Consider the following 21,235-nt stretch of genomic DNA (forward strand, 5'->3'; position numbering starts at 1 on the left):
TTCTTTCTATGAGAGTTTTTTATGGACAATAACCTTATGTTATGGTATGCCGTAGGATGGTCTGTCTACCGGAAAAGTTAGGCGGAAAAATTACGGTTACTGGATAAAAGGTTAGCCGAAAAAATTTACTGCGCCGGGGCTAAACTATACTTTAGGTTAGTACCGATTGATACGAAGTGTGTGTATGTTTATAACCTATAACTGTAAGACTACGGTCTTGGCTGTAGCCAAGCGAAACCAGCATAGCCGTATAGCCTATAGCTATACTGTGCAAGCAGGAAGGATGAAAATCAATATATATTATGTTGTCATGGTTAAAAAGAAATTATCGGGCACAGAATTCGGTTCCTGTTCCTTTTCCTGTTCCTGTGGAGCTTGTGGAACGCTCCGCATCTGCTCGTGAAGCAGAACTGGAAGATGAAGCCCAAGGTAAGGCTAAGCAAGAGCAGGGCGCAATGCAGGGCAGGGCTGCCATATGGCAAAAGGATGAGCAGGCCATGGAGGAGGAGATTATCGTTGTGGAGGGTGCCAAAATTAAAATGGGCGCCCATTTAGGCACATTCAAGGTGCTCCACAATGGGCCTGCTGTACAAGGGAGATCCATCGGTACTGTGGAAGATAGAAGTACCGCGAATTTTACCTTTGATGATGGCTTTGTTGTGTCGGAAATTTTGGGCGAATGGTTAGATTACGGTACAGCTAAAACGCAGAACAATGCCGTGCTGCTAACTAAATCTACTTTACCTGTGCAGGGAATAATGCCTCAAAATACGAGCCCCGAGCTGGGCTTTATAGAATTTATAGAATCAGGACAGGTGCATATACCTACGCATATTTGCGCTGCCGAACTGGCGCCAATACCGGAAAATGAAGCCTTGGATTTTGCTATTAAGCTGGAACATCTGAAATCGGATTTTGTCCCTCCGGGGGTTGCAAATTTTAAGGGTACTGCGGAAAAGAACTACATTAAATTTAAGCTAACTGTATCGGGAAAGGGCGTGGAGCAATGGCATTTTGTAATTGAACAGCAAGGTAGGGTGGTTTATGAAATTTTTTCGACAACGGTCGAAGCGGAAAGTGTGTGCAGTAGTCGATTTTGGCATGCCGGTGTATATTATATAAACTGGGATGGCTTGGATACAGATAAGATTTACGATAGCGCTGTGTTTACCTGCGATTCCGGGTTTAAAGCGACCCTCACCGGACAAACGGCAACTAAAAAGAAAGCCGCTAGTACAGTGGCTTTTAAATATGCTTACAAAGAGGTCCGCTGGTTAGATGTAAAAATACATACTACCATGCGTCAGGTCGATGTTACGTTGCGGGTAAACTTCCAGGATGGTGGTGCTCGCGGGTTGGATAGCGCTCGTAAAGGCCTTTTCAGGGGCTACCGTAGCGATCTGAAGGATGCATGGGACAACCTTCCCCTGCAGGCATTAGATATAGGCAAGCCGCCCATAAAAACACAGATACGTAGTTTTAAAGACTTAGTAAACTTAGCCTTACAAGGGTTATGTTACCACTGGGGGCGAAATAAAAAACATGCTGTAGCACAGGATGTATGCCTAGCAGGTGAACGGTATGAGGTTTTTATACAGGCTATACCTACAGCAGAAAATGCTATGCCTGCGACTTTGTTAATCTTTAATACGAATAATGCCTGGCTACGGTCTACAAATCCTGGTAGCCTAACAGCCGACCCCATATCCTGGCTAGGCAATTTGGTTGCTCGGCGTGTCATTTGTTATAATGTAGGCTATATCCAATATGGGGGAGGTTGGGGCTATGAAAGAGAAGCCTATGAGGATATCAAATTTAGGGAGACAGTCGCCCACGAAATTGGACATGAGATTTTAAAAGCTTATGGCGGAACTATTTATTCTTATGGACATAAAGGTACGGTAAACCTGATAACACAAAACAAAAATTCGAATGCGCCCCTTTATCCAACATCGGGCGAAATTGATATTATGCCTTATTATCAAAACCGGGTGCCTATACAAGATTTTAGTCGTTTTGTAGCCCATGAAAAGGATGTTTTAGGTTTAATAGGGTTAAGTAAATTAAAAAGTAAATAAAATTATGTCATGGTTCAATAGGGCGATTAAAGTTTGTTTCGAACGTGCGAATGCGGATGAAGATGTAGGCCCATCCGCTGTCAGTTCTGCGGGAGATTTGGTGTATCAGGCTCGTGTAAGAGCAAACAGCGCTGCTCTAAATATGGCTAAAATTGCTGAAGAGCGCGAAAGGGAGGAGCAGCAGCAAGAGCAGCAACTTTTCGTCGTAGATGGTGCCAAGATAAAAATGGGTACCCATGTAGGGGTGTTTAGGGTTTTGCAAGATGGTCCTTCGGTTCAGGGAAGGCTTTCGGGTACTATATTAGACAAATATATAGCCAATTTTATCTTTGACGATGGCTTTAGTTTGACCGCTATCCTAGGCGATTGGCAAGATTACAGCTGCTGTAAATTTCAGGATAATGCCGTGTTGCTGACCAAATCAACGCTATCGGTACTGGGTAAAATGCCTGGTAACAGCGCGCTCGAAAAGGGTTGCATCCGTTTTCTCGATCCGGGACAGGTTTCCGCTCCTAGCGAGGTTGTAGGGAATGCTGCGGCCCCGATTCCCGAAAATAGTACCCATGATTTTAATATCAGTCTGGAACATGTAAAAACTAGTTTTGTACCCTTAGGTATTCCAGATTTCTTCGGCAGGGTAGGGAATGATAAGATTAAGTTTAAGCTAAAGGTTTCTGGTAAAGGGGTAGATCGATGGTATCTGAAAATTGAGCAAAATGGAACGATTATCCACCGTTTGTCGTCGACAACGGCGGTTGTGGAAATCTTGCCTAAGCGGAAGCTTAAAATTAAGAGAAAACGTTATGCTGCTGTAGAGAAATCTGCCGAGCCGCAGCGTGCCTGGCCTGCAGGGGAATATTTAATAAGCTGGAATGGTTTTGATGGCAACAGAATCTATGACAGCTTCATATTTACGAATTATGTAGGATTCACCGCTACCGTAGTAGGAAAAGCGCAGCATTTAAAAAAGGAATGCACAACTGCGGTTTTTAAATATGCCTATGATAGAGTGGATTGGGTAGATATAAAAATCGATAACCTCACCTTCCGTATTGATGTCACGCTTCGGGTTAACTTTAAAGATGGTGGTGCTATTGGGCTGATGCCTGATAGCGCAAAATGTGGCCTCAGGTTAGGGCTCTGTAGTCCATCCGCTCCGAGTGATCAAATCCCCAAATCTAAACGTATAAAGTCGAAACCACCTATTGAGCAGCGAACACATAGTTTTGAGCAATTGAAGAATCTGGCCCTGGAGGGATTGCAATCCCATTGGGGAAGAAATTGGCGGCATGATGTTGCAAATTATATAACCCTTAATCGAAGGAAATATGAAGTTTTTATCCAGCCTGTGAACACCAACGAAAGAGCTATGGACGAATTGAATTTGCTCTATAATACCAACAATGTCTATTTACGCTCCGGTAATCCAGCACCTTTACCAGGTGAGCCTATGGATAAAAATGGAGACTTCCTGCTATGGGGCGTTATTTGTTATAATGTAGGCTATATAAATTATGAGTTGGGATGGGATTATAATGAATTACAAGATGAAGATCAAATTTTTAAACAGACAGCGGCTCATGAGGTGGGCCACCAAATCATAGAATCTTTTGGTGGCACTGAATATTCAGCATCTCATAAGGGCAGCAGCACAACGGATGAGCAAATTGTAAAACCCGATGCGCCGGACTATCCTTTAGAGGGAGAAATAGATGTGATGCGGTATTACCAGAATGACCCTGTTATAAGCGACTTAAAACGATCGGTTGCAGCCGAAAAGGATGTTTTAGGTCTATTATGGTTGACAAAATTAAAATGTTTTTAATTATTTATTTGCAGCTTCATATCAAGCGGTAATCCAGTTTCTTAAATTTAAATTTCAATACCCGATTATACCCACTTCCTTTTGTTTTAGTCTAGCCGCAAACGCTATACCAGCCATATAATATACTATCGTATGCAGAGAGGATTTGCATGTATTATGCCTGTTTTTTACTCGCATGGGATATGGCTTACCACAATTATTCCTGGTTAAAATCTTAGGAATATTAAAAACTGTTCTTTTGGATAGTACCTGCAATAGCTAAGAGTATATATGTTTATCCTTCTATTAATTTCTTACACCTAGAAAATCAATAGAAGGATATAATGCTAACTGTAGTCTATTTAAAATATGCATGTACGACCTTTATATGCTCCTTTTCCTAAAGATTTATATTATGTTCTATGTCTTGGTTAAAAAGAATATATACTGAAATTCCCTCACCAAGCGATTCAGGTGAGCGGATTGATACATCAACAGTACCGGAAACAGGTGTTGAAGTATATGCAGCTCAACTCAAAGGAAACAGCGATAGATCAAGAATGAAGACAGTCGCCGAAGAACGCGAACAGGAAGCGTTTGCGCAGGCATCGGAAACCCTGGTGGTCGACGGGGCTAAAATACAAATGGGGGCTCATGTAGGGGAGTTTAGACTGCACGCTAATCTACCTACTGTTCAGGGAAAACATAGCGGTACTATTTTAGCTAAACATAGCGATAATTTTATATTTTATGATGGTTTCTCCGTGATCGACATTATAGGCGATTGGCGAGATTATGGCACTTGTAAACTACAAGATCGGGAGGTTCTCCTTCTAAAATCTTCCTTAGCTGTTCAGGGTAAAATGCCCGGAAATAGTCCTTTAGAGGCTGGTGTTATCCGCTTTTTAGATTCCGGACAGGTAACTATTCCGCCGTATATAGGGCATGGTGAAGCGGCCCCTTTGCCTGCCAATGAACCGTTGGATTTTGATGTTGCTGTCGAGCATGGTAAAGCTGATTTCGTGCCTTTAGGTATTCCAGATTTTAAGGGCAACAGGGAGCAGGATAAAATTCGTTTTAATCTACGTATTTCGGGTAAGGGTATAGATGGATGGTCTTTAACTATTAAAAATAAGGGTGTTATACTGCAGGAGTTGTCGTCATCATCGATAGCGGTATTTACTTCTGCTGATGTGGCTCAGGCTAATGGCCTGCTATTCCTATCAAAAGCTAAGGAGGAGCCGCAGCAGCAGGAACGTTTATGGGCAGCAGGGGAGTATAGTATCTTATGGGATGGATTTGATGCGGATCATATATACAACAGTAAAATTTTAACCCAGGGAAATGGTCTTACGGCCTACTTCACGGCCTGGGGAAATGGTAAAAAGATGGAAGTCTCAACGGGGGAATTTAGGTATAGCTATAAACAGGTCAAGTGGGTTGACGTAATTATTAATAGGAAAACTGCTAAAATAGATCTCTTTTTAAGGCTGAATTTATTCGATGCTGGAGCTGTAGGATTGGAACGCCCATATGTGGAGCCTAACCATCCGGAGGTAGGCGGTTCTAAAGCAGGCTATCCTTGGGAAAAAATACCGCGAAAGAAGCTTTTAACCTTGTATCCGCCCATCAAAACACGGACACGTAGTTTTGATGATCTCCTGTTGCTTGCACTAAAGGGTGTAAACTACCATTGGGGTAGAAATGAGCAGCATAGTGTGGGGAAAAATGTAAAAATTGGTAATATTTCTTATGGCGTATATATGCAGGCTACGCATACGGGCAATGATGCGATGGAGCCGTTAGGTGTACACTATACGACAAATGAAAAATGGAGACGATCGTCAAATCCGGGTGCTATAACAGAGGATCCTTTAACGGCAGAATTTAATTCGCGGATGAAGAATGTGCTGTGTTATAATGTTGGATATATCCATTATTCTTTCGGTTGGGCCTACCAAAATGGGTATGATGAAGATTTAAAATTTATGGAGCTTGCGGCTCATGAGGTAGGTCATGAAATTTTAAAATTCTATGCAGGCGCGCTGTACTCCTATGGACATAAAGGATCTTCAACCATTTGGAGTCAGGAAGTAAAACCAGAAACGCCTAATTATCCCATATCCGGAGAAATTGATACCATGTGTTATTATCAAAATTATATTCCGCCCTGGGAGCATAAGAGATCCGTAGCAGCAGAAAATGATGTACTGGGTTTAATTTGGTTAACGAAATTAAAAAGTAATTAATTATGTCATGGTTAAAAAAAATGTTTACTTCTTATTTCCGAGGTGATTCTTGGGAGGATGCGGTAGACGGGGATAGCATCGATATTGAGCGCTATTTAGCGCATAATGCTGTGGTAAACAGCAACGTGAGCAGGAAGCGGATGCGTGCCCTGGCAAAAGCGCGCGACCTGGAGGAGAAGGAGTTGGCAGACCAGCTTGTTGTTGTGGACGGTGCTACCGTAAAAATAGCAAATCATGTGGGCTTGTTTAGGGTATTACGTACGGTTGCTTCAACGCAGGGAAAGGCTACGGGTACCATAGCAGACCGTAAGGGCGCTAACTTCGTATTCAGAGATGGCTTTGAAATAACTGCCGTACTAGGAAACTGGCAAAATTATGGCAGTTTTCTCGTACAAAATAATGCGGTACTTCTTAAGAAATCTACCTTAAAGGTTATGGGTAAAATGCCCGGAAATAGCCCTCCCGAGACTGGCTGTATTGAAATTATTGATCCTGGACAGGTACATATTCCTGCCTGTATTGGTGCAGGCGAAGTGATACCGGCACCGGAAATAGAGGAATTAGATTTTGATCTTCAACTAGAGCATATTAAAGCCGATTTTATGCCTTTTGGTATTCCTGATTTTGTTGGCGACAAGGAAAATGCTACGATAAATTTTAAGCTAACCGTTCGGGGTAAGGGGATTGATCAATGGCTTTTAAAAATTGAACATAGGGGCCAAACGATACGGCATATATTTTCGTCTTTAAAAGAAGTGCAGCCAGTTACAAATGTTATTATGGCAGCAGCATCCACCGCTGCTGCGGGCTCGGCTGAACGGAAGACCGTATGTAGGGATTTTCCTGCTGGAACATATATTATCTGCTGGGATGGTTTTAACGATGATGAAGTATATTCGAGTAAATTGCTGACCCACGAATTGGGGCTTACGGCGACAATCGTTGCTTTTGGGGATGAAAAAATGAAAGATTACACCACTGCTGTCTTTAACTATAGCTACAACACGGTTCAGTGTGTTGATATATGGATAGATAATAAAACCTGTATGGTGGAGGTAGCGTTACGGGTGAGGTTGAGGGATGCTGGTGCATTGGGGGCATCGTTTTATGCGGCCAATAAAATACCAAATAAAGAATTAATCCATGGCATACCTGCAATTAAGGTCGCCACGCATAGCTTTGAGGATCTGAGGAGATTTGCCTTGGAGGGTATTAATTACCATTGGGGAAGAAATAAAATACATAAACAGGGAAAATATGTCAAAATAAATAATAAGCCGTATGAGGTGTACGTGCGTGCTAAAAACAGAAGAAAAAATGTGATGACGGAAATATACTTATTGTATAACACCAATAATAAAGTGGTGGCATCCGGAAACCCTGTTCAAGTACCAGAGGAGCTTGAAGCGCTGTATGGAAAACGTGGGAGTTGGAGTGTAATTTGTTTTAATGTGGGCTATATAGAACATGAGCATGGATGGGATTATCACGATGTGTATGAAACGAAATTACTGTTTAGAGAAATTGCGGCACACGAAATTGGGCATGATATTCTAGCCTATTATGCCGGCGATGCCTACTCTTCGAGCCATAAAGGAACATCAGATATCGACACACAAATTATCAACCCCGATGCTCCTTGCCGTCCGGCAACCGGAGAATTTGATCTGATGCAGTATTATCAAGATACCCTTTCCAGCAAAGATTTGTTCAGGTCGGTTGCCGCAGAGGAAGACGTCCTCGGCTTACTTTGGCTCAGTAAGGTAAAAAGCGTTTAGCTGTATGCCATGTTTCCCACGAATCATGCCCCGAAAATAGGGCTAGATTGCTGTAAACGCTGCCGTGTAGCCGGATCAGTTTAATTTTTGCATCCGGAGTAGTAAATTTAAAGGTAAAACACAGACATTTGCAATGCTTCTGTGGGCGTCAAAGCGTATATAGGGTATAATACAATACCAATATCAAGTATAGCATTGGAAGTAAAAGAAGAAATAAAAAAGAATTTGTATGTATACATTATGGATAAGTTTGTTTTCGTCGCTATGTGTGGGCTTTTATATGAAGCAGCTGAAAATTGATTCAACAAAAAACTTAGCCTTATTTATTGCCTTTGGCTATTTGGCGGCGGCGATTTTATCGTGGTTATTTTTTGATGTTTCCATCCACAACCTTAACTTCTCGACCACGAACTATATTATTATCGCCCTATTAGGCGTAGGGTTGCCCAGCATGTTTTTTATATTGTATAAGGCTTTAAAGGTGTCCGGAATAATGCGTACGGATATTTTTCAACGCTTATCATTAATAATCCCAGTCGTCTTAAGCTTTAAGTTGTTTAATGAGCAGGCCACAGCACCTAAAATTGTAGCCATTATATTATCTTTTTTGAGTATTATATTGCTCTTATATAAAAAATCAAAAGGATCGGGGAAGTTTAGTTTGGTCTACCTGCTAACGATTTTTTTTGGATATGGTATTGTCGATACCCTATTTAAGCTTATTGCCACCGATAAGCGCATAAACTATACAACTACCTTATTTATAGTCTTTCTTTGTTGTTTGGTAGTCGCTTTTATCTACTTTTTATGCAGCAAAGGGAAGGTTGCCTACAAATACACCTACCTAGGTCTGCTTCTAGGCGTATTAAACTTTATGAATATTTTCTTTTACTTAAAGGCCCATAAAATATTTGCCGATAGTCCAACCTTGGTTTTTATTACCATGAATTTAGGCGTTATTATTGGAGGAACACTGATAGGTAGATTTTATTTTAAGGAAGCGTTACGGAAGCATACCCTCTACGGTATTGTGCTTGCCGTGTTAAGTATCAGCCTCCTTGCTCTTGTGCAACTTCATATTTTGTAATTTCGATTTTAAGGTTTAATAGCTGTTCGTGCCAGAATTTAATTACTAATCTTACAGTACTTATCCTATCCTATCGTAATACAAAGAAAAACGCCTTAGGCGGGGAACCTAAAGCGTTTTTTAACTAACCAATTATTAACCTAAATTATGAATGTACCTAAATAACGCAATTGTTATGCCCCTGGTATAGATCCATATTGATTTTAACGTCTTTTAACATAGTCATGACCATTATCTGATAATAACCGCCCGCATGGCCATGCTGAAGGATAATTTTACCCATAATTTCCGCCGATACGGCAGAAAATATGCTGCGGTTGCCAGATTGTCGCTGTCGATAATGTCATGCGTATGGCAGTATACACCTTCCGTGTAAACCCACGCGCCTCCAACCAAGCCAGCCCTACGGTATTCACCTCAGGTAAAACAGCCATCGCAGCGCTACTGTACTTAAGCTCCATTAAGGCCTCTGCTGATGCTTCGGTTTTGGCATACAAGGGCCCATTACCTAGGGTAGGTAGGAAATAACCCTGCACCATATTATCCGCTTCATAGACCACACAATGGTTAAAGTGCTGGCGGATTAGCAGCTCCCTTTTGTCGCCAGCTATTTCAGCATCCATAGCCAAGATTTGGGCATAGTGTTTTTGCGTCGCTGGCATTAGTCGTTCCGATATGGGCTGTGCCGTATACTGCTGCGGTCTATCGTAGAATAGATAATTGCAGCTCGCCTGGAAGCCAAGTTTGCTATATACAGGCAGCCCCAGGTCTGTGGCGATCAGATGTATGGCTCTAATACCCTTGCGCTGTGCGGTATCAATAAGAGCGTTGACGATTAATTTCCCTATTCCCTGACCACGGTAGTTCTCGCTAACAATAATATGGGCCAGCCATGCCGAGTCTTGATAACAAATTAAGCAGCCCAAGCCTATAATATGATGGCCGTGTAATACCTTTATAGGGTAACAGAAATCTTGGGTGCAGTAGCTGATAAAGTTGGCACTTATATCACCCCAATCCGCAGGTTGTAGGCCATGGATATAAGGGATATCTTGAAGTGTGAAACGTTGGATAGTATAGTTTTGCATAGTAATTTGTTGCTGCAAATATAATTTTAGCGAATCAAAAACTAAATTTAATATTCCTTTTTGAAATTAACGGCGTTCATGTAGGAAAGGATTATTCCTCATATCCTTGGCCAAAAGGTCTAGGAGGAAATTTAATGTTAAATCCTAAGCATTATAGACAGAAGAATATTGGTTTTGCTCTTTTAGTGCTCCACCCACAAAGTATGCTTTGGCCTCTACAATACCATACAACTCCTCGCCAATGAATAGCGCATAATATGCCCATTTTCTACCACAAGGCCATTCTGCTATAGCTTTGTTTTTACCTTTTTCGGGTAAAGTGCTATTTGATTTGAAATTGAGTTGTATTGAATCACATTCCCAGCCTGCACTGCGTAGTTGTTCGTCAATAAGCACACGAGTTTGCGCTTCGTTCAAATCCAACTTTGAAGCGGATTGTTTTGCTCTCTCGGTATATTCTTGACGTTGTTGTTGACTAACTGTTTTCTGTTGTGCAATGGCTTGTTCATATTGCAACTTTAAGATATTATTCTCCTCCTCTAGGATACTTAAAGCATGCCTCGTATCAAGGTTCTCTGGTTTACTGAATCTAAGACTGGAAATATCTCGATTCTTTTTGGAGTACGACTCATAAAACCATTTCCCTAACTTAAAAGCCGAAAAAAGGGATGATGTTGCATCTTTTGTAGTCCCAATATAATCATGAACAGCATCATTGCCCTGCTTGCGAAGAATTGTAAAATGATCGACTACATTGCTAGGAAGAATGCCTTGGTTTCTTAGCATATATACTAGGTTTTGAAACTTTGTATCCTCAGGCAGTTCCATTCCATAGGTCTCAAATATCTGCTTAGCCATATATTCTCCGTACTGCCTCAATTTGAATAAGGACGTAGCGGGATCTTGATATAAGTTGTACTCAGCGGCTTATGCTAAATTACAAAGCAAGGCATATTCTTCTTCAAAAAATTGGAAATTGGATTTGGCCATATTCACTATTGGATTGATATTTTCGGTTGCAACCAAATATAATTAAAAAGGAGATATTTGATATGTTTAGTTGAATTTTAGAAATACAATACCTTAAACTCTGCATTTGACGTTAGCCTATATTGAAGTTATGGTAATTAACTAATTGTAATTTTGAGGTTGAACGTGTGAGGCAATTATTTTTATACTGTTCTTGTATATTTTGTTGTATAAATTAATTGGATATTTTAGATCGGAAGGAAATTCTCGGTTAAAAAGTACTACATATAATTTACTTATGATATTTCTTGCCTCTTGAATTATGTCTAATTGTTTGTCAAAGCTGATTCGATTGTAAATAGAAATTTCAATTTGGTTTTTCGTCTTAAATTCATGAGCCTCTGCATCTCTTTTATTTATTAGCTTATCAATATCTTCTTGATGCTTTTGATAAAAAGTAATTATTTCATCAAAAATCAATTTAATAGGCTTATTATTTATTTTAACTTGTTTACCATCAAGATAATTTTTTAAACATTTTAGGGAATGTTTTTCATCTTTTTTAGTTTGGTTTTTTAAAATATATGCAGTTCGGGTTAATGCTAATTCATTGTGATAAAATATCATATCAGTGCTGAGATCGCTTATTAAAGAGTTCTCAGAAACTAATCTGTCTAATGAAATAACGGTGCTGATATGCATTTCAATTTCGTATGTTACACGATACATCCAAAAAAGGTGATCTTCTACTTCATAGCCCTGATCACTTGTGCTAAATAATGTCATAATTTCTGATTATTTTTAAAGTTTAATAATACAAATATATATAACGTCTGTGCAATCTATATGCACAGTTCTGAGAAAGCAGGGATGTTTACTATTATCCCTTTTTTATTAACTTTCATGATTAAATCCTTTTGTTATGACATATTTTAGACATAGAAATTTTGACCAATATGCTAACCCTTCAGATATAATTGTTTGGAGATATTTTAAACTTAGTACCTTGGAAAGTATGTTAAAGTATCGAACATTAAGATTTAATAAAATTACTGAATGGAAAGATGCAAGAGAAGGACACGTTGAGCCTTATACAATTGAAACATTATCTAAACAATTAGAATTAATTAATTGTGAACAGCATATTGTAGATGCACTAAATAAATTTCGTGACCAAGCGAAACATAAAGTGTTCGGTTGTTGTTGGTGTGTAAATGAGCATGAAAATAATTTGATGTGGGATACATATGGTCGTTCAGAGAATAAAAATGTAGGTGTTGCAGTAAAAACTACCTTAGATAAATTATATGCATCTATTACTGATGAAAATAATATTTATTCAGGAAATATTATTTATGAGAAGTTTCCTTTTACACCTAAATATGGAAATATTTATATTGATTGTGTGGTCAAAGATATTCAATACCAAGATGAAAGAGAACATCGTTTATTTTTTATAGGTGATGAATCTGATACTGTTGAAAATATTACATACAAGGATATCAAGATTGATACATCACAATTACTTAATGAAATTTATATTAATCCTGAATCGAATGATGAAGATTATAAAAGTGTATTTGATACAATAAAGGAAAGTGACAGTAATCTACACTTTACTCTTAATAGGTCTTCTATACTTAATAAACCAAGACCTTATAGCACTTCTTAAAATACCTACTACTTTATCGAATAAGATATAATAAATAAGAGTATTGCATAAGCAAAGGTAGACTTCTTTGCAGCAACTCAACTTGCTGTACTTGATTTTTTTATTCTAAATCGCTTATTAATTGTTAATTATAGAGTTTTAAACTCTCTTCAATTTTTTCACGAACAGCATCACGCACTTGCTTTGGTTCCAAAACTTCTATTGCTGCACCCAATCCAAGTATCTGCGCATAGAATTCGTAGTTAGGGATAATATCGAGTTGTATCGTGGTATAGCTATCAGCTTTATTGATAACCTTTTGTGATGGATGCAAGGGTTTCGATTCGATATAAGTCCATAGCGACTTATTCACTTTGATTTTGACAAACTGACAAACAGCACCAATAGGTTTACTGACGCCGATGATATCTTCAAAGTACGCTTCAGGATCCTGTGTATTAGCTTTATAATCATGTTTGTATGATTTGGTAAACTCCATAATTCGATCCAAAGCGAGATTTGTCCAAGTCTCAAAATCTTCACGTTGTCCGAAAAGAAACCATCTTTTGTTGTATTGCTTTAAGAAATAGGGGTGAAAGACAAAGATATCTTCTTTATTCTGGTTGAATGATTGGTATGTAATGGTAAGTACATCCTTATCTTGAGTAGCTTTTAACAACTGACCAAGTGAATCTATATTTTTGAGGTATTCATTGTGATCAAAAAAGATAATATGCGCTAAATCTTCTAATTGAAAAGTTTTCTTGAGTTTGAGCGATAGTTCTGCGATAAAGTCAAATGGAGCTATACCTTTGAAGCGCTTTAATACCTCCAAAGCATTTTTTAGCAATTCTGCTTCAATTGGATTTATTTGCTGTAGCGTAATAGAATAGGTAGGATCATCATACCTGTAGAATGCTTTTTTACCTTCTTTGATGTCAATTATTGGTGCATTAAAGCCTATAGTATCGCGCATAAAGTCAATATCCTTGAATATTTGCCTACGTGATATGGATGTTTCCTTACCAGTATATTCTTGTATAGCATGAGATACATATTGTATTAAATCATTCATAAAGAATTTTCTACGCTTGTTGGAGAAACATCTGTCTAAAGCCTCGTATCTTATTATTGCGTGTTTATTGGTTGCCATATATGAATGATCATTGGTAGACAAATATAATCAGTTGTATGCAGTCTATGTGCACCGATTGGTGATTACTAATGAACATAGGCTCCATAGCCGTACGCTTACTTTGCGGTAGATAAATATGAATCGTTATGCATAAAATTTTATTAACCAGTTTACTGATTTTATCGCTATCATCTTGTAATAGCTACAAGTATGGTGCTGATAGTACAACAGAGAAAAGTAATTTGACCATGGGAATTGTTAAGTCTAACGTTATAAAAGGAAATACAATGCAAGATGAGGTCTTAATGTTGTTTGGTTCTCCAAATTTGGTTTCTAAAAATAGAACTAACCGAGAGGTGTGGAGCTATAATAAGATGTCGGTTTAGAATAAAGCTGGAACTACTGATTTTTTTGCCGGGCAGCATTCTAGCCAGAACAGTAGCAGTAAGTCTTTTGATCTGATTATCACTTTTGATGAGCATGATGTGGTATTGGATTACTCAGTCGTGTCAACCGCTTATTAACTTAATGACCTATATAAAAATGAAAAAATTAATTCTATTGCTGTGTATTGCTTTTATGTTTAGTTCATGCGCTACACAAATGATTACGAAATCCCCTGCAGAAGTGAATATGATGACTACGAAGCAGTTAGAGCGTTTGTTTACCTTAAATATTTTTAAAACTACGGGATGGAAACCAAGACTAAAACGAATAGCGGACTCTACGGGTGCGCCAGATTGCCGTCAGCGTGATAATAAGAACAGGCAACAGGCCAGGTAATACCGCTTCTTTGAAACCTTCAAAGCGCAGGAAAAAATAGGGGAAGTAGAAAATCGATTGTTACTAAAATAGAGCCGATACATAGGTATCAGCTCTATTTTTTTGTAGTATCTTTTAATTTTTGCAAGGCTTAAAAGATAAAAATATACTACCCGCACCTACTTACTACGGTACCGCATACCATGCGGTGCGACGGGCCATTTTTCGTGCGTGCCATAGCTGTACTGTAGCGCTCTATTGATCATACCTTGCAATTTCTCGCCGCTATTTTTTCCAATAATATAAAGGGCAGCATCAATTCCGGATGTAACACCAGAAGATGTTATTACCCTTCCATCGGCTATGTAGCGGACATTTCTGACGAGGGTAACCTGCGGAAACTGCTCCTCAAAATCGTCGGCTACAAAATAATGCGTCGTCGCATTTTTATGGTCAAGAATTCCAGCATTGGCCAATAGATAAGCTGCGGTACATACTGAAAAAATATAAGAGCTGTCTTGTTTAGCCCATGTTTGTAAAAATGTGGTAAGACGTTTATCCTCCCGTAATTTATTTATGACCGGCATGCTTGCTCCGGGGATTAATAAGTAATCGGCTTTCGGGAAATTATCGAGTGTAAAATCAGGTACAATTTTCAACAAACCGTTTTCGGTATGTATCACCTCAGGCGAGAAAGCTACGGTAAATGTTTTATACCCACCTTGAGTCAGCTGCTGTGCCTTGGAAAAAACCTCCATAGGACCAGCGAAGTCTTCAAGTACAATACTATTGTACAGCAGAACGGCAATTGTTATGGTATCTTTTTTTGTAGCAGAGGCAATCTCCTCCGACATATGTTGGCCGTTAACGGGGGTAGCCTGTGCAAAGCAACATAAGCTACACAACGAAAACAGCAGGAAACAAGTAAATTTCATGGATGTTTGTGTAAAAAATAAATTAAAGAAGACCTAACCGTATGCCCAGTTATTATACCTAGAAAGTAAAATATGGACAAGTTTTAAGCCACAGCAGGAGGTCGGAAAGGTTTTCCGACAAATGAAAAGTTATAGATACGTTCAATAGCAATAGGAGGCTGGTATTTTTTAATGCTACTGCATTGTACGTCGATCTGCATAAACGAATCACCCACAATAAACCCTTCCACTGTTTTTTGTGTCGTAATTTTGGTTTTTGATAGGGGGGCAGGGTCGGTGTTTTTCGCCATTTCTCTTCGCAGGTAACATTTACCGCTACACAATAATGCAGGCCTTTGTTTATTGATGCACAAGACCTCGGTGATGTAAGAATAGTTGACAACATAATTTAACAGCGGCAATAAAGGTCGTAGTACCATGCAGCATATTAAAAGAAGACCTATTACTGTTTTCATCTCTATGGGAAACCATGTAAACCTTGTAAAGCTAACAAAGATAACGAAAAAGGATTACCAAAACCTCCTAAACCTACTAAAACTCCTAAACCTCCAGAACATTTAAACCAAATACAGCTCAACATGAAGGAGCGAATAAGAACGTTGAAAACGACCTGCTAATCTGAATTCTATATCACTAGTATTCGGTTTATACAGCTAAATCTAAAATTAAATAACTGATTTGCAGCGATTTAAAAAGCTATTTAAAATAAGTGCTACTAAATATATAGATTAAATAGTTATATTTGTAGCACCTAACCACTAAAGATGAAAAAAATAACGAAACTCCAATCCGAAGAACAGCATTTTACGCTAGAAATACCGAGGCAACCAAAACGTAGCCTTCGAATGCAAAGCACCTCCTGTTAAAACGCTCCAGATCAACTTGCTCTAATCTACGCCCAACAACCAGGCGTTAATCTTTTATTTTACTACCCAATAAAATGAAAAAACTTATACTAAGTTTCGCATTTGGCGTATATACTATTGCGCTAATGGCACAAACAAAAACCATTCAATTATCCGTCCGATCCACGACAGGAGCGGGCTTGGCGGGTATTAATATTACCCATAAAAATTCCGGACAAGCAATTGCGGTTACCGACAAAAGTGGGCATGCCGAGCTGAAGGTCGAGATCGGCGATGTTTTACAGGTAAAAAGCCTGTACAGCCGCGTGCAAGAATTTTTGGTACAGCAGCAGAACAGCTATGAACTCGTTTTGACCGATGCTATTCAACAGCTGGATGATGTTGTGGTCACCGCATTAGGCATAACGCGATCTAAAAATTTACTGCCCTATTCGGCGCAGCAGCTGTCGGCCGAAGACCTAAACCGCACCCCAAATACAAATTTCATCTCCGGGTTGTCCGGAAAAATTGCCGGTCTACAGGTTACGAGCAACAATACCCTCGGAGGAACAAATAATGTTATTCTCCGTGGTTTTAAGTCGCTAACACAGAGCAACCAAGCGTTATTTGTGGTAGATGGCGTACCGATTGATAATGCCAACAATAGCCGTAATGGTTTAGATCTTGGGAACGCCGCAGCAGATATAAATCCGCAGGATATCGCGTCCTTAACGGTGTTGAAAGGTGCAGCAGCATCCGCACTCTATGGCTCGAGGGCGGTAAATGGGGTAATACTTATACAAACTAAAAAAGGGACATCCGCATCCGACAAAGTCGATATTTCTGTAAACCAAAGTTTTATATCCGGCAGTATTGATGGCAGCACCTTACCCCGTTATCAACATGAGTATGGCCAAGGAAAGGGTACTGCGGGTTACAATGCCAATTATCCCGATCAGGAGGGGTATTTTTACTATGTGCCAGCCATAGGTAGTGGTGGGAAACCCGTTCCAGTGGTTATGACCAATCAAGACTTAGGCTGGGGGCCGAAATACAATAAAGATCTGCAAGTCTACAACTGGGATTCTTTTGTTCCGGGCGATGAAAACTACGGAAAAGCTTCCCCCTGGCAGCCCGGCAGTCGCTACAAAGCCCGAGACTATTTTCAGCATCCCCTAGGCTCAATTACCGCCATATTTGTACAAACCGTAAAACAGGGGGTACACTTTAAACTGGGCTATACCAATGCCTACGAACGTGGCATTGCACCAAACAGCGTACAGAAAAAAAATACCTTTAATTTTTCGGCCAGTACCGATATCAGCCGTAAAATATCCATAGGAGCGGCTATAAATTTTAGTGACGTCTATGCACGTAACCGCAGTACCTACGACTATCGGTCGGCAAATGCTAATGTACGCGATCTCAGGCAATGGAATCCTTCCAATATAGACTATAGGAAATTGCGCGATGCCTATGATCGGGGCTATAATGCTTCCTGGAATATCGTTACAGGCAGCTACACCGATGATTCCGGTCAGGTTATTAAACCCGCCTATCATAATAACCCCTTCTGGAACGATTATGAGAACTACAACAACGACAACAGGGGGCGCTATTTTGGGAATATCTTTGTGCAGTATAATATTGCTGAAGGCCTGCAGGCCAGCGCACGGATAACTCGGGATAGCTATACACAAAAGTTTGAAAATAGAATCGCCGTAGGCTCTTACCAAACACCTGCCTATGGGCGCTCGCAGGTGGAATTCTACGAAAATAATTTTGACTTATTATTAAATTACAATAAAAATTTAAACTCCGATTTTAACCTGCAGGCCCTGATCGGGACGAATATCCGGCGCAATAATACGCAGTCTATAGCGCAATCTACCAGTGGTGGGCTGATTGTACCTAACCTGTACAGTATAGCAAATTCGGCTGCTACACCTGCAGCACCTGTAGAATATGACGGCAGCAAGCAGGTAAACGGTTATTTTGCCGGGGCAACATTGGCTTTTAAAGATTTTCTGGCTCTGGATGTTACCGGACGTATCGATAAATCATCCGCTCTGCCGAAAGCCAACAATGCTTATTTTTATCCCGCTATTTCGGGGAGCTTCACGTTTTCTAAGTTGCTGCCTGAGGCATCCTGGTTGAGTTTTGGGAAATTACGCTTAAACTATGCCGAGGTGGGTGGAGATGCACCGATCTATAGTGTACGCAATACCTACGTTGCTGGTGCTCCGATAAATGGGCAACATATCTTTTATAATCCGTTGACCAACAATAATCCAGATTTAAAACCCGAGCGTAACCGTTCGTATGAGGGTGGTTTAGAATTGGCATTTTTAAACCATAGGATTATTTTGGATGCTACCTATTACCATTCTCGCCTTTACGACCAGATAACCCCTATAACACCATCTACTGCCACGGGATACAGCAATTTTTTTGTTAATGGCGGTACGATTCAAAATCGGGGCCTGGAGATTAGTGTAACGGCAGTGCCTGTCCGTACGTCCAGCTTTACGTACGACCTATCCGTTAATTGGAGCAAAAACAACAATAAGGTTATTTCCCTGTATGCGGGTCAGCAGGCCTATACTTTGGCTAGCTACCACAATGCGGTACAACTCGTTGCCGAGGTGGGCAAGTCGTACGGTATTTTGCGAGGCTCCGACTATGTGTATGAAAATGGTCAGCCACTTGTCAATGATAATGGATATTATGTTAAGTCGAGCAATCGGAATTCGAATATTGGTCGTATAGCGCCACAGTGGATTGGCGGTATTACAAACCGCTTTACCTACAAAAACCTGCAGTTAAGCTTTTTGGTTGATTTCGTGAAGGGGGGCGATGTATATTCGTTGGATCTAGACAATGGTTCGCGTTCGGGAATTTTGGCCGAAACAGCGGCAATCAATGATTTAGGTCATAATATTCGGGAGTCTATAGCAAATGGTGGGGGATTGATATTGCCGGGAGTGAAGAAGGATGGTACGCCAAACGATAAGCGTATTGATATTTCGGATGCCAATAAGCTGGGCGGTTTATTGCCTTTTGGCTCCAGTAACGGTCTTACTGCAAAATCATATGTTTACGATGCCTCTTATGTAAAACTTAGGGAGTTAAGCATTTCGTATCGCCTTCCAGCGCACTATTTTGAAGGTAAAAAGGTGCTTAAGGGTATTGACTTCGCCTTGGCGGGAAGAAACTTATGGATAATACATAAAAACCTACCCTATGCTGATCCGGAGCAGGGGGCGCCCTCGACAACGCTATCGAATGCGGACCCGATGATTTACCAAGCGAATGCTTCTATAGGCTATCAGAATGGTGTATTCCCTACGGTAAGATCTTTTTCTTTTACCAGTCGTTTAACCTTTTAGTACAACAACGTATGAAAACAAAACTTTGGATCCTAAGCGCTACGATTTGTGGACTAGCCTTACAGGCCTGCGAAAAGTCTTTTAGTGACTTGAATAACGACCCTAAAAATGCTACTGAAGTTCCGGCTAATGCCTTGTTTCTGGCCGGCGAGAAGAGTCTGGCTGATTTGTATAGCAGCAGTAACTGGACCACATCGCCTTTTCGGGTTATTGCGCAGGTATGGACGCAAACGGCGAATATTAATGAGGCGCGGTATCAGTTTGCGACAAATAATGCGCCTACAGGATGGTGGACGGGTTTGTATACCCGCGTATTAAGTAATTTGGAGGAGGCAAAAGGGAAGTTTAAAAACGATAAGGTTCCAGATGCGGTAAAATTAAATAAAACTTTAATTGCCGATGTGTTGCAGGTTTATGCCTATAGCTTATTGGTAAACACCTACGGCGATATCCCTTATTCTGAATCCTTAAACCGTAGCATTCCTTTTCCGAAGTATGATGACGCCAAAACCATTACCGACGACCTTTTAAGGCGCCTGGACTTGGCGATAGAGAAGCTCGATATTACGGCGGCGTCTTTTGGTCCTGCCGACCAGATCTTTAAGGGGGATGTTAAAAAATGGAAGCAGTTTGCGGCAACCTTAAAATTAAAACTTGCCCTTTTATATGCCGATAAGGAACCCGCTAAAGCGAATACCAAAGCGTTGGAGGCTATACAGACTGGGCTCCTGACGGAGAATGCGAGTTTTACTTATGTGCCGGGGCTGGTAGCAAATTCAAATCCGGTTTGGCAGGATCTTGTGAATGGCACTTACGCCACCTATTATGCGCCAGCGGCTTATTTTGTGCATACCTTGAAGGCCTGGAATGACCCCCGACTACCGATTTTATTTAGTAAAGATAGCAATGCGGATTATTCGGGTGCCGTGGCCGGACTGGGGGGCGTAAATTCGAATCTTTCGAAGTTTAGTAATTTCTGGCTATCGGCAAATGCACCCGCTGTTCTGTTAAGTTATGCAGAAACTCATTTTTTAGTTGCCGAAACAATTGCGCGCGGTATTCCTGCTGCGGGTACAGTAGAAGGGCATTATGAGGCTGCTATTAGGGCTTCGATTTTAGAATTTGGCGGTACAGCTGCCGATGCGGATAAATACCTGCAGCAGGCGGCGGTGAATTATGCCAGCGCTGCTGGCAACTGGAAACAGAAAATTGGTTACCAGAAATGGATAGCCTTTGCCAATAGAAACTGGGATAGCTGGACCGAAATACGTCGTTTGGGTTATCCAAACATCGATGTCGTAAGTCCGCCACAGCAGGCAGAGTCCAGCTTTCCGAAAAGATTTTATTATCCGCCAGCCGAGCAGAATAGCAACAGCATACACTGGAATGAGGCCGTAAAAAAATTGAATACAGGAAAGGATGAAGTTACGGCAACATTATTTTGGAACGACAAATAGTAAACCGC

The 21,235-nt window shown here is 40.4% G+C and carries 16 protein-coding genes; 9 read left to right on the forward strand and 7 right to left on the reverse strand.

Annotated elements, in window-relative coordinates; genetic code table 11:
* Positions 1 to 302 precede the first annotated feature (302 nt).
* The 5 genes from ACL9RF_RS03185 (at position 303) to ACL9RF_RS03205 (ending at position 8,996) form a co-directional block, all read left to right on the forward strand.
* Positions 303 to 2,078, forward strand: a complete 1,776-nt coding sequence (locus tag ACL9RF_RS03185; RefSeq protein WP_422799144.1) for a hypothetical protein — start codon at positions 303 to 305, stop codon at positions 2,076 to 2,078.
* A 4-nt stretch (positions 2,079 to 2,082) separates the two neighbouring features.
* On the forward strand, positions 2,083 to 3,903 hold the full coding sequence (locus ACL9RF_RS03190; protein WP_422799145.1) for a hypothetical protein: 1,821 nt from the start codon (positions 2,083 to 2,085) through the stop codon (positions 3,901 to 3,903).
* Positions 3,904 to 4,304: 401 nt separating this feature from the next.
* Complete coding sequence (locus ACL9RF_RS03195; RefSeq protein ID WP_422799146.1) at positions 4,305 to 6,131, forward strand: hypothetical protein; 1,827 nt, start codon at positions 4,305 to 4,307, stop codon at positions 6,129 to 6,131.
* Positions 6,132 to 6,133: 2 nt separating this feature from the next.
* Positions 6,134 to 7,909, forward strand: a complete 1,776-nt coding sequence (locus ACL9RF_RS03200; protein ID WP_422799147.1) for a hypothetical protein — start codon at positions 6,134 to 6,136, stop codon at positions 7,907 to 7,909.
* A gap of 229 nt (positions 7,910 to 8,138) precedes the next feature.
* Positions 8,139 to 8,996 carry an EamA family transporter gene (locus ACL9RF_RS03205; protein WP_422799148.1) on the forward strand — a complete coding sequence of 286 codons (858 nt, stop codon included), beginning with the start codon at positions 8,139 to 8,141 and terminating at the stop codon, positions 8,994 to 8,996.
* Positions 8,997 to 9,153: 157 nt separating this feature from the next.
* On the opposite strand, the gene ACL9RF_RS03210 is transcribed toward ACL9RF_RS03205, so the two are convergent.
* From ACL9RF_RS03210 to ACL9RF_RS03225, 4 genes are all read right to left on the reverse strand, one after another.
* The gene (locus tag ACL9RF_RS03210) at positions 9,154 to 9,279 is read right to left on the reverse strand and encodes a hypothetical protein (RefSeq protein ID WP_422799149.1); all 126 of its coding nucleotides are present in this window, start codon (positions 9,277 to 9,279) and stop codon (positions 9,154 to 9,156) included.
* Positions 9,272 to 10,084, reverse strand: a complete 813-nt coding sequence (locus ACL9RF_RS03215; RefSeq protein ID WP_422799150.1) for a GNAT family N-acetyltransferase — start codon at positions 10,082 to 10,084, stop codon at positions 9,272 to 9,274. The genes ACL9RF_RS03210 and ACL9RF_RS03215 overlap by 8 nt, the downstream gene beginning before the upstream one ends.
* A 144-nt stretch (positions 10,085 to 10,228) precedes the next feature.
* On the reverse strand, positions 10,229 to 10,942 hold the full coding sequence (locus ACL9RF_RS03220; protein WP_422799151.1) for a hypothetical protein: 714 nt from the start codon (positions 10,940 to 10,942) through the stop codon (positions 10,229 to 10,231).
* A 273-nt stretch (positions 10,943 to 11,215) separates the two neighbouring features.
* On the reverse strand, positions 11,216 to 11,839 hold the full coding sequence (locus tag ACL9RF_RS03225) for a hypothetical protein (protein ID WP_422799152.1): 624 nt from the start codon (positions 11,837 to 11,839) through the stop codon (positions 11,216 to 11,218).
* Positions 11,840 to 11,975: 136 nt separating this feature from the next.
* On the opposite strand from ACL9RF_RS03225, the gene ACL9RF_RS03230 reads away from it, so the two are divergent.
* Complete coding sequence (locus ACL9RF_RS03230) at positions 11,976 to 12,725, forward strand: hypothetical protein (protein ID WP_422799153.1); 750 nt, start codon at positions 11,976 to 11,978, stop codon at positions 12,723 to 12,725.
* A 124-nt stretch (positions 12,726 to 12,849) separates the two neighbouring features.
* On the opposite strand, the gene ACL9RF_RS03235 is transcribed toward ACL9RF_RS03230, so the two are convergent.
* Complete coding sequence (locus tag ACL9RF_RS03235; protein ID WP_422799154.1) at positions 12,850 to 13,779, reverse strand: helix-turn-helix transcriptional regulator; 930 nt, start codon at positions 13,777 to 13,779, stop codon at positions 12,850 to 12,852.
* A 603-nt stretch (positions 13,780 to 14,382) separates the two neighbouring features.
* On the opposite strand from ACL9RF_RS03235, the gene ACL9RF_RS03240 reads away from it, so the two are divergent.
* Positions 14,383 to 14,622, forward strand: a complete 240-nt coding sequence (locus ACL9RF_RS03240; RefSeq protein WP_422799155.1) for a hypothetical protein — start codon at positions 14,383 to 14,385, stop codon at positions 14,620 to 14,622.
* Positions 14,623 to 14,780: 158 nt separating this feature from the next.
* On the opposite strand, the gene ACL9RF_RS03245 is transcribed toward ACL9RF_RS03240, so the two are convergent.
* Positions 14,781 to 15,536, reverse strand: coding sequence for a DJ-1/PfpI family protein (locus ACL9RF_RS03245; RefSeq protein WP_422799156.1), 756 nt, complete (start codon positions 15,534 to 15,536; stop codon positions 14,781 to 14,783).
* Between the two features lie 83 nt (positions 15,537 to 15,619).
* Positions 15,620 to 15,991, reverse strand: coding sequence for a hypothetical protein (locus tag ACL9RF_RS03250; RefSeq protein WP_422799157.1), 372 nt, complete (start codon positions 15,989 to 15,991; stop codon positions 15,620 to 15,622).
* A 485-nt stretch (positions 15,992 to 16,476) separates the two neighbouring features.
* On the opposite strand from ACL9RF_RS03250, the gene ACL9RF_RS03255 reads away from it, so the two are divergent.
* A complete protein-coding gene (locus ACL9RF_RS03255; protein WP_422799158.1) occupies positions 16,477 to 19,770 on the forward strand; it encodes a SusC/RagA family TonB-linked outer membrane protein in 3,294 nt (1,097 codons plus the stop codon).
* Between the two features lie 11 nt (positions 19,771 to 19,781).
* On the forward strand, positions 19,782 to 21,227 hold the full coding sequence (locus ACL9RF_RS03260; protein ID WP_422799159.1) for a SusD/RagB family nutrient-binding outer membrane lipoprotein: 1,446 nt from the start codon (positions 19,782 to 19,784) through the stop codon (positions 21,225 to 21,227).
* Positions 21,228 to 21,235: the final 8 nt, after the last annotated feature.

The sequence above is a fragment of the Sphingobacterium sp. Mn56C genome (assembly GCF_049319645.1).
Classification (GTDB): Bacteria; Bacteroidota; Bacteroidia; order Sphingobacteriales; family Sphingobacteriaceae; genus Sphingobacterium.

Bases quoted from the DNA above. Each gene is read 5' to 3' on its own strand.
- ACL9RF_RS03230 (WP_422799153.1), top strand. From the start codon at position 11,976: ATGACATATTTTAGACATAGAAATTTTGACCAATATGCTAACCCTTCA.
- ACL9RF_RS03220 (WP_422799151.1), bottom strand. From the start codon at position 10,942: ATGGCTAAGCAGATATTTGAGACCTATGGAATGGAACTGCCTGAGGAT.
- ACL9RF_RS03240 (WP_422799155.1), top strand. From the start codon at position 14,383: ATGAAAAAATTAATTCTATTGCTGTGTATTGCTTTTATGTTTAGTTCA.
- ACL9RF_RS03245 (WP_422799156.1), bottom strand. From the start codon at position 15,536: ATGAAATTTACTTGTTTCCTGCTGTTTTCGTTGTGTAGCTTATGTTGC.
- ACL9RF_RS03250 (WP_422799157.1), bottom strand. From the start codon at position 15,991: ATGAAAACAGTAATAGGTCTTCTTTTAATATGCTGCATGGTACTACGA.
- ACL9RF_RS03190 (WP_422799145.1), top strand. From the start codon at position 2,083: ATGTCATGGTTCAATAGGGCGATTAAAGTTTGTTTCGAACGTGCGAAT.
- ACL9RF_RS03205 (WP_422799148.1), top strand. From the start codon at position 8,139: ATGTATACATTATGGATAAGTTTGTTTTCGTCGCTATGTGTGGGCTTT.
- ACL9RF_RS03195 (WP_422799146.1), top strand. From the start codon at position 4,305: ATGTCTTGGTTAAAAAGAATATATACTGAAATTCCCTCACCAAGCGAT.
- ACL9RF_RS03225 (WP_422799152.1), bottom strand. From the start codon at position 11,839: ATGACATTATTTAGCACAAGTGATCAGGGCTATGAAGTAGAAGATCAC.
- ACL9RF_RS03235 (WP_422799154.1), bottom strand. From the start codon at position 13,779: ATGAATGATTTAATACAATATGTATCTCATGCTATACAAGAATATACT.
- ACL9RF_RS03260 (WP_422799159.1), top strand. From the start codon at position 19,782: ATGAAAACAAAACTTTGGATCCTAAGCGCTACGATTTGTGGACTAGCC.
- ACL9RF_RS03210 (WP_422799149.1), bottom strand. From the start codon at position 9,279: ATGGGTAAAATTATCCTTCAGCATGGCCATGCGGGCGGTTATTATCAG.
- ACL9RF_RS03215 (WP_422799150.1), bottom strand. From the start codon at position 10,084: ATGCAAAACTATACTATCCAACGTTTCACACTTCAAGATATCCCTTAT.
- ACL9RF_RS03255 (WP_422799158.1), top strand. From the start codon at position 16,477: ATGAAAAAACTTATACTAAGTTTCGCATTTGGCGTATATACTATTGCG.
- ACL9RF_RS03200 (WP_422799147.1), top strand. From the start codon at position 6,134: ATGTCATGGTTAAAAAAAATGTTTACTTCTTATTTCCGAGGTGATTCT.
- ACL9RF_RS03185 (WP_422799144.1), top strand. From the start codon at position 303: ATGTTGTCATGGTTAAAAAGAAATTATCGGGCACAGAATTCGGTTCCT.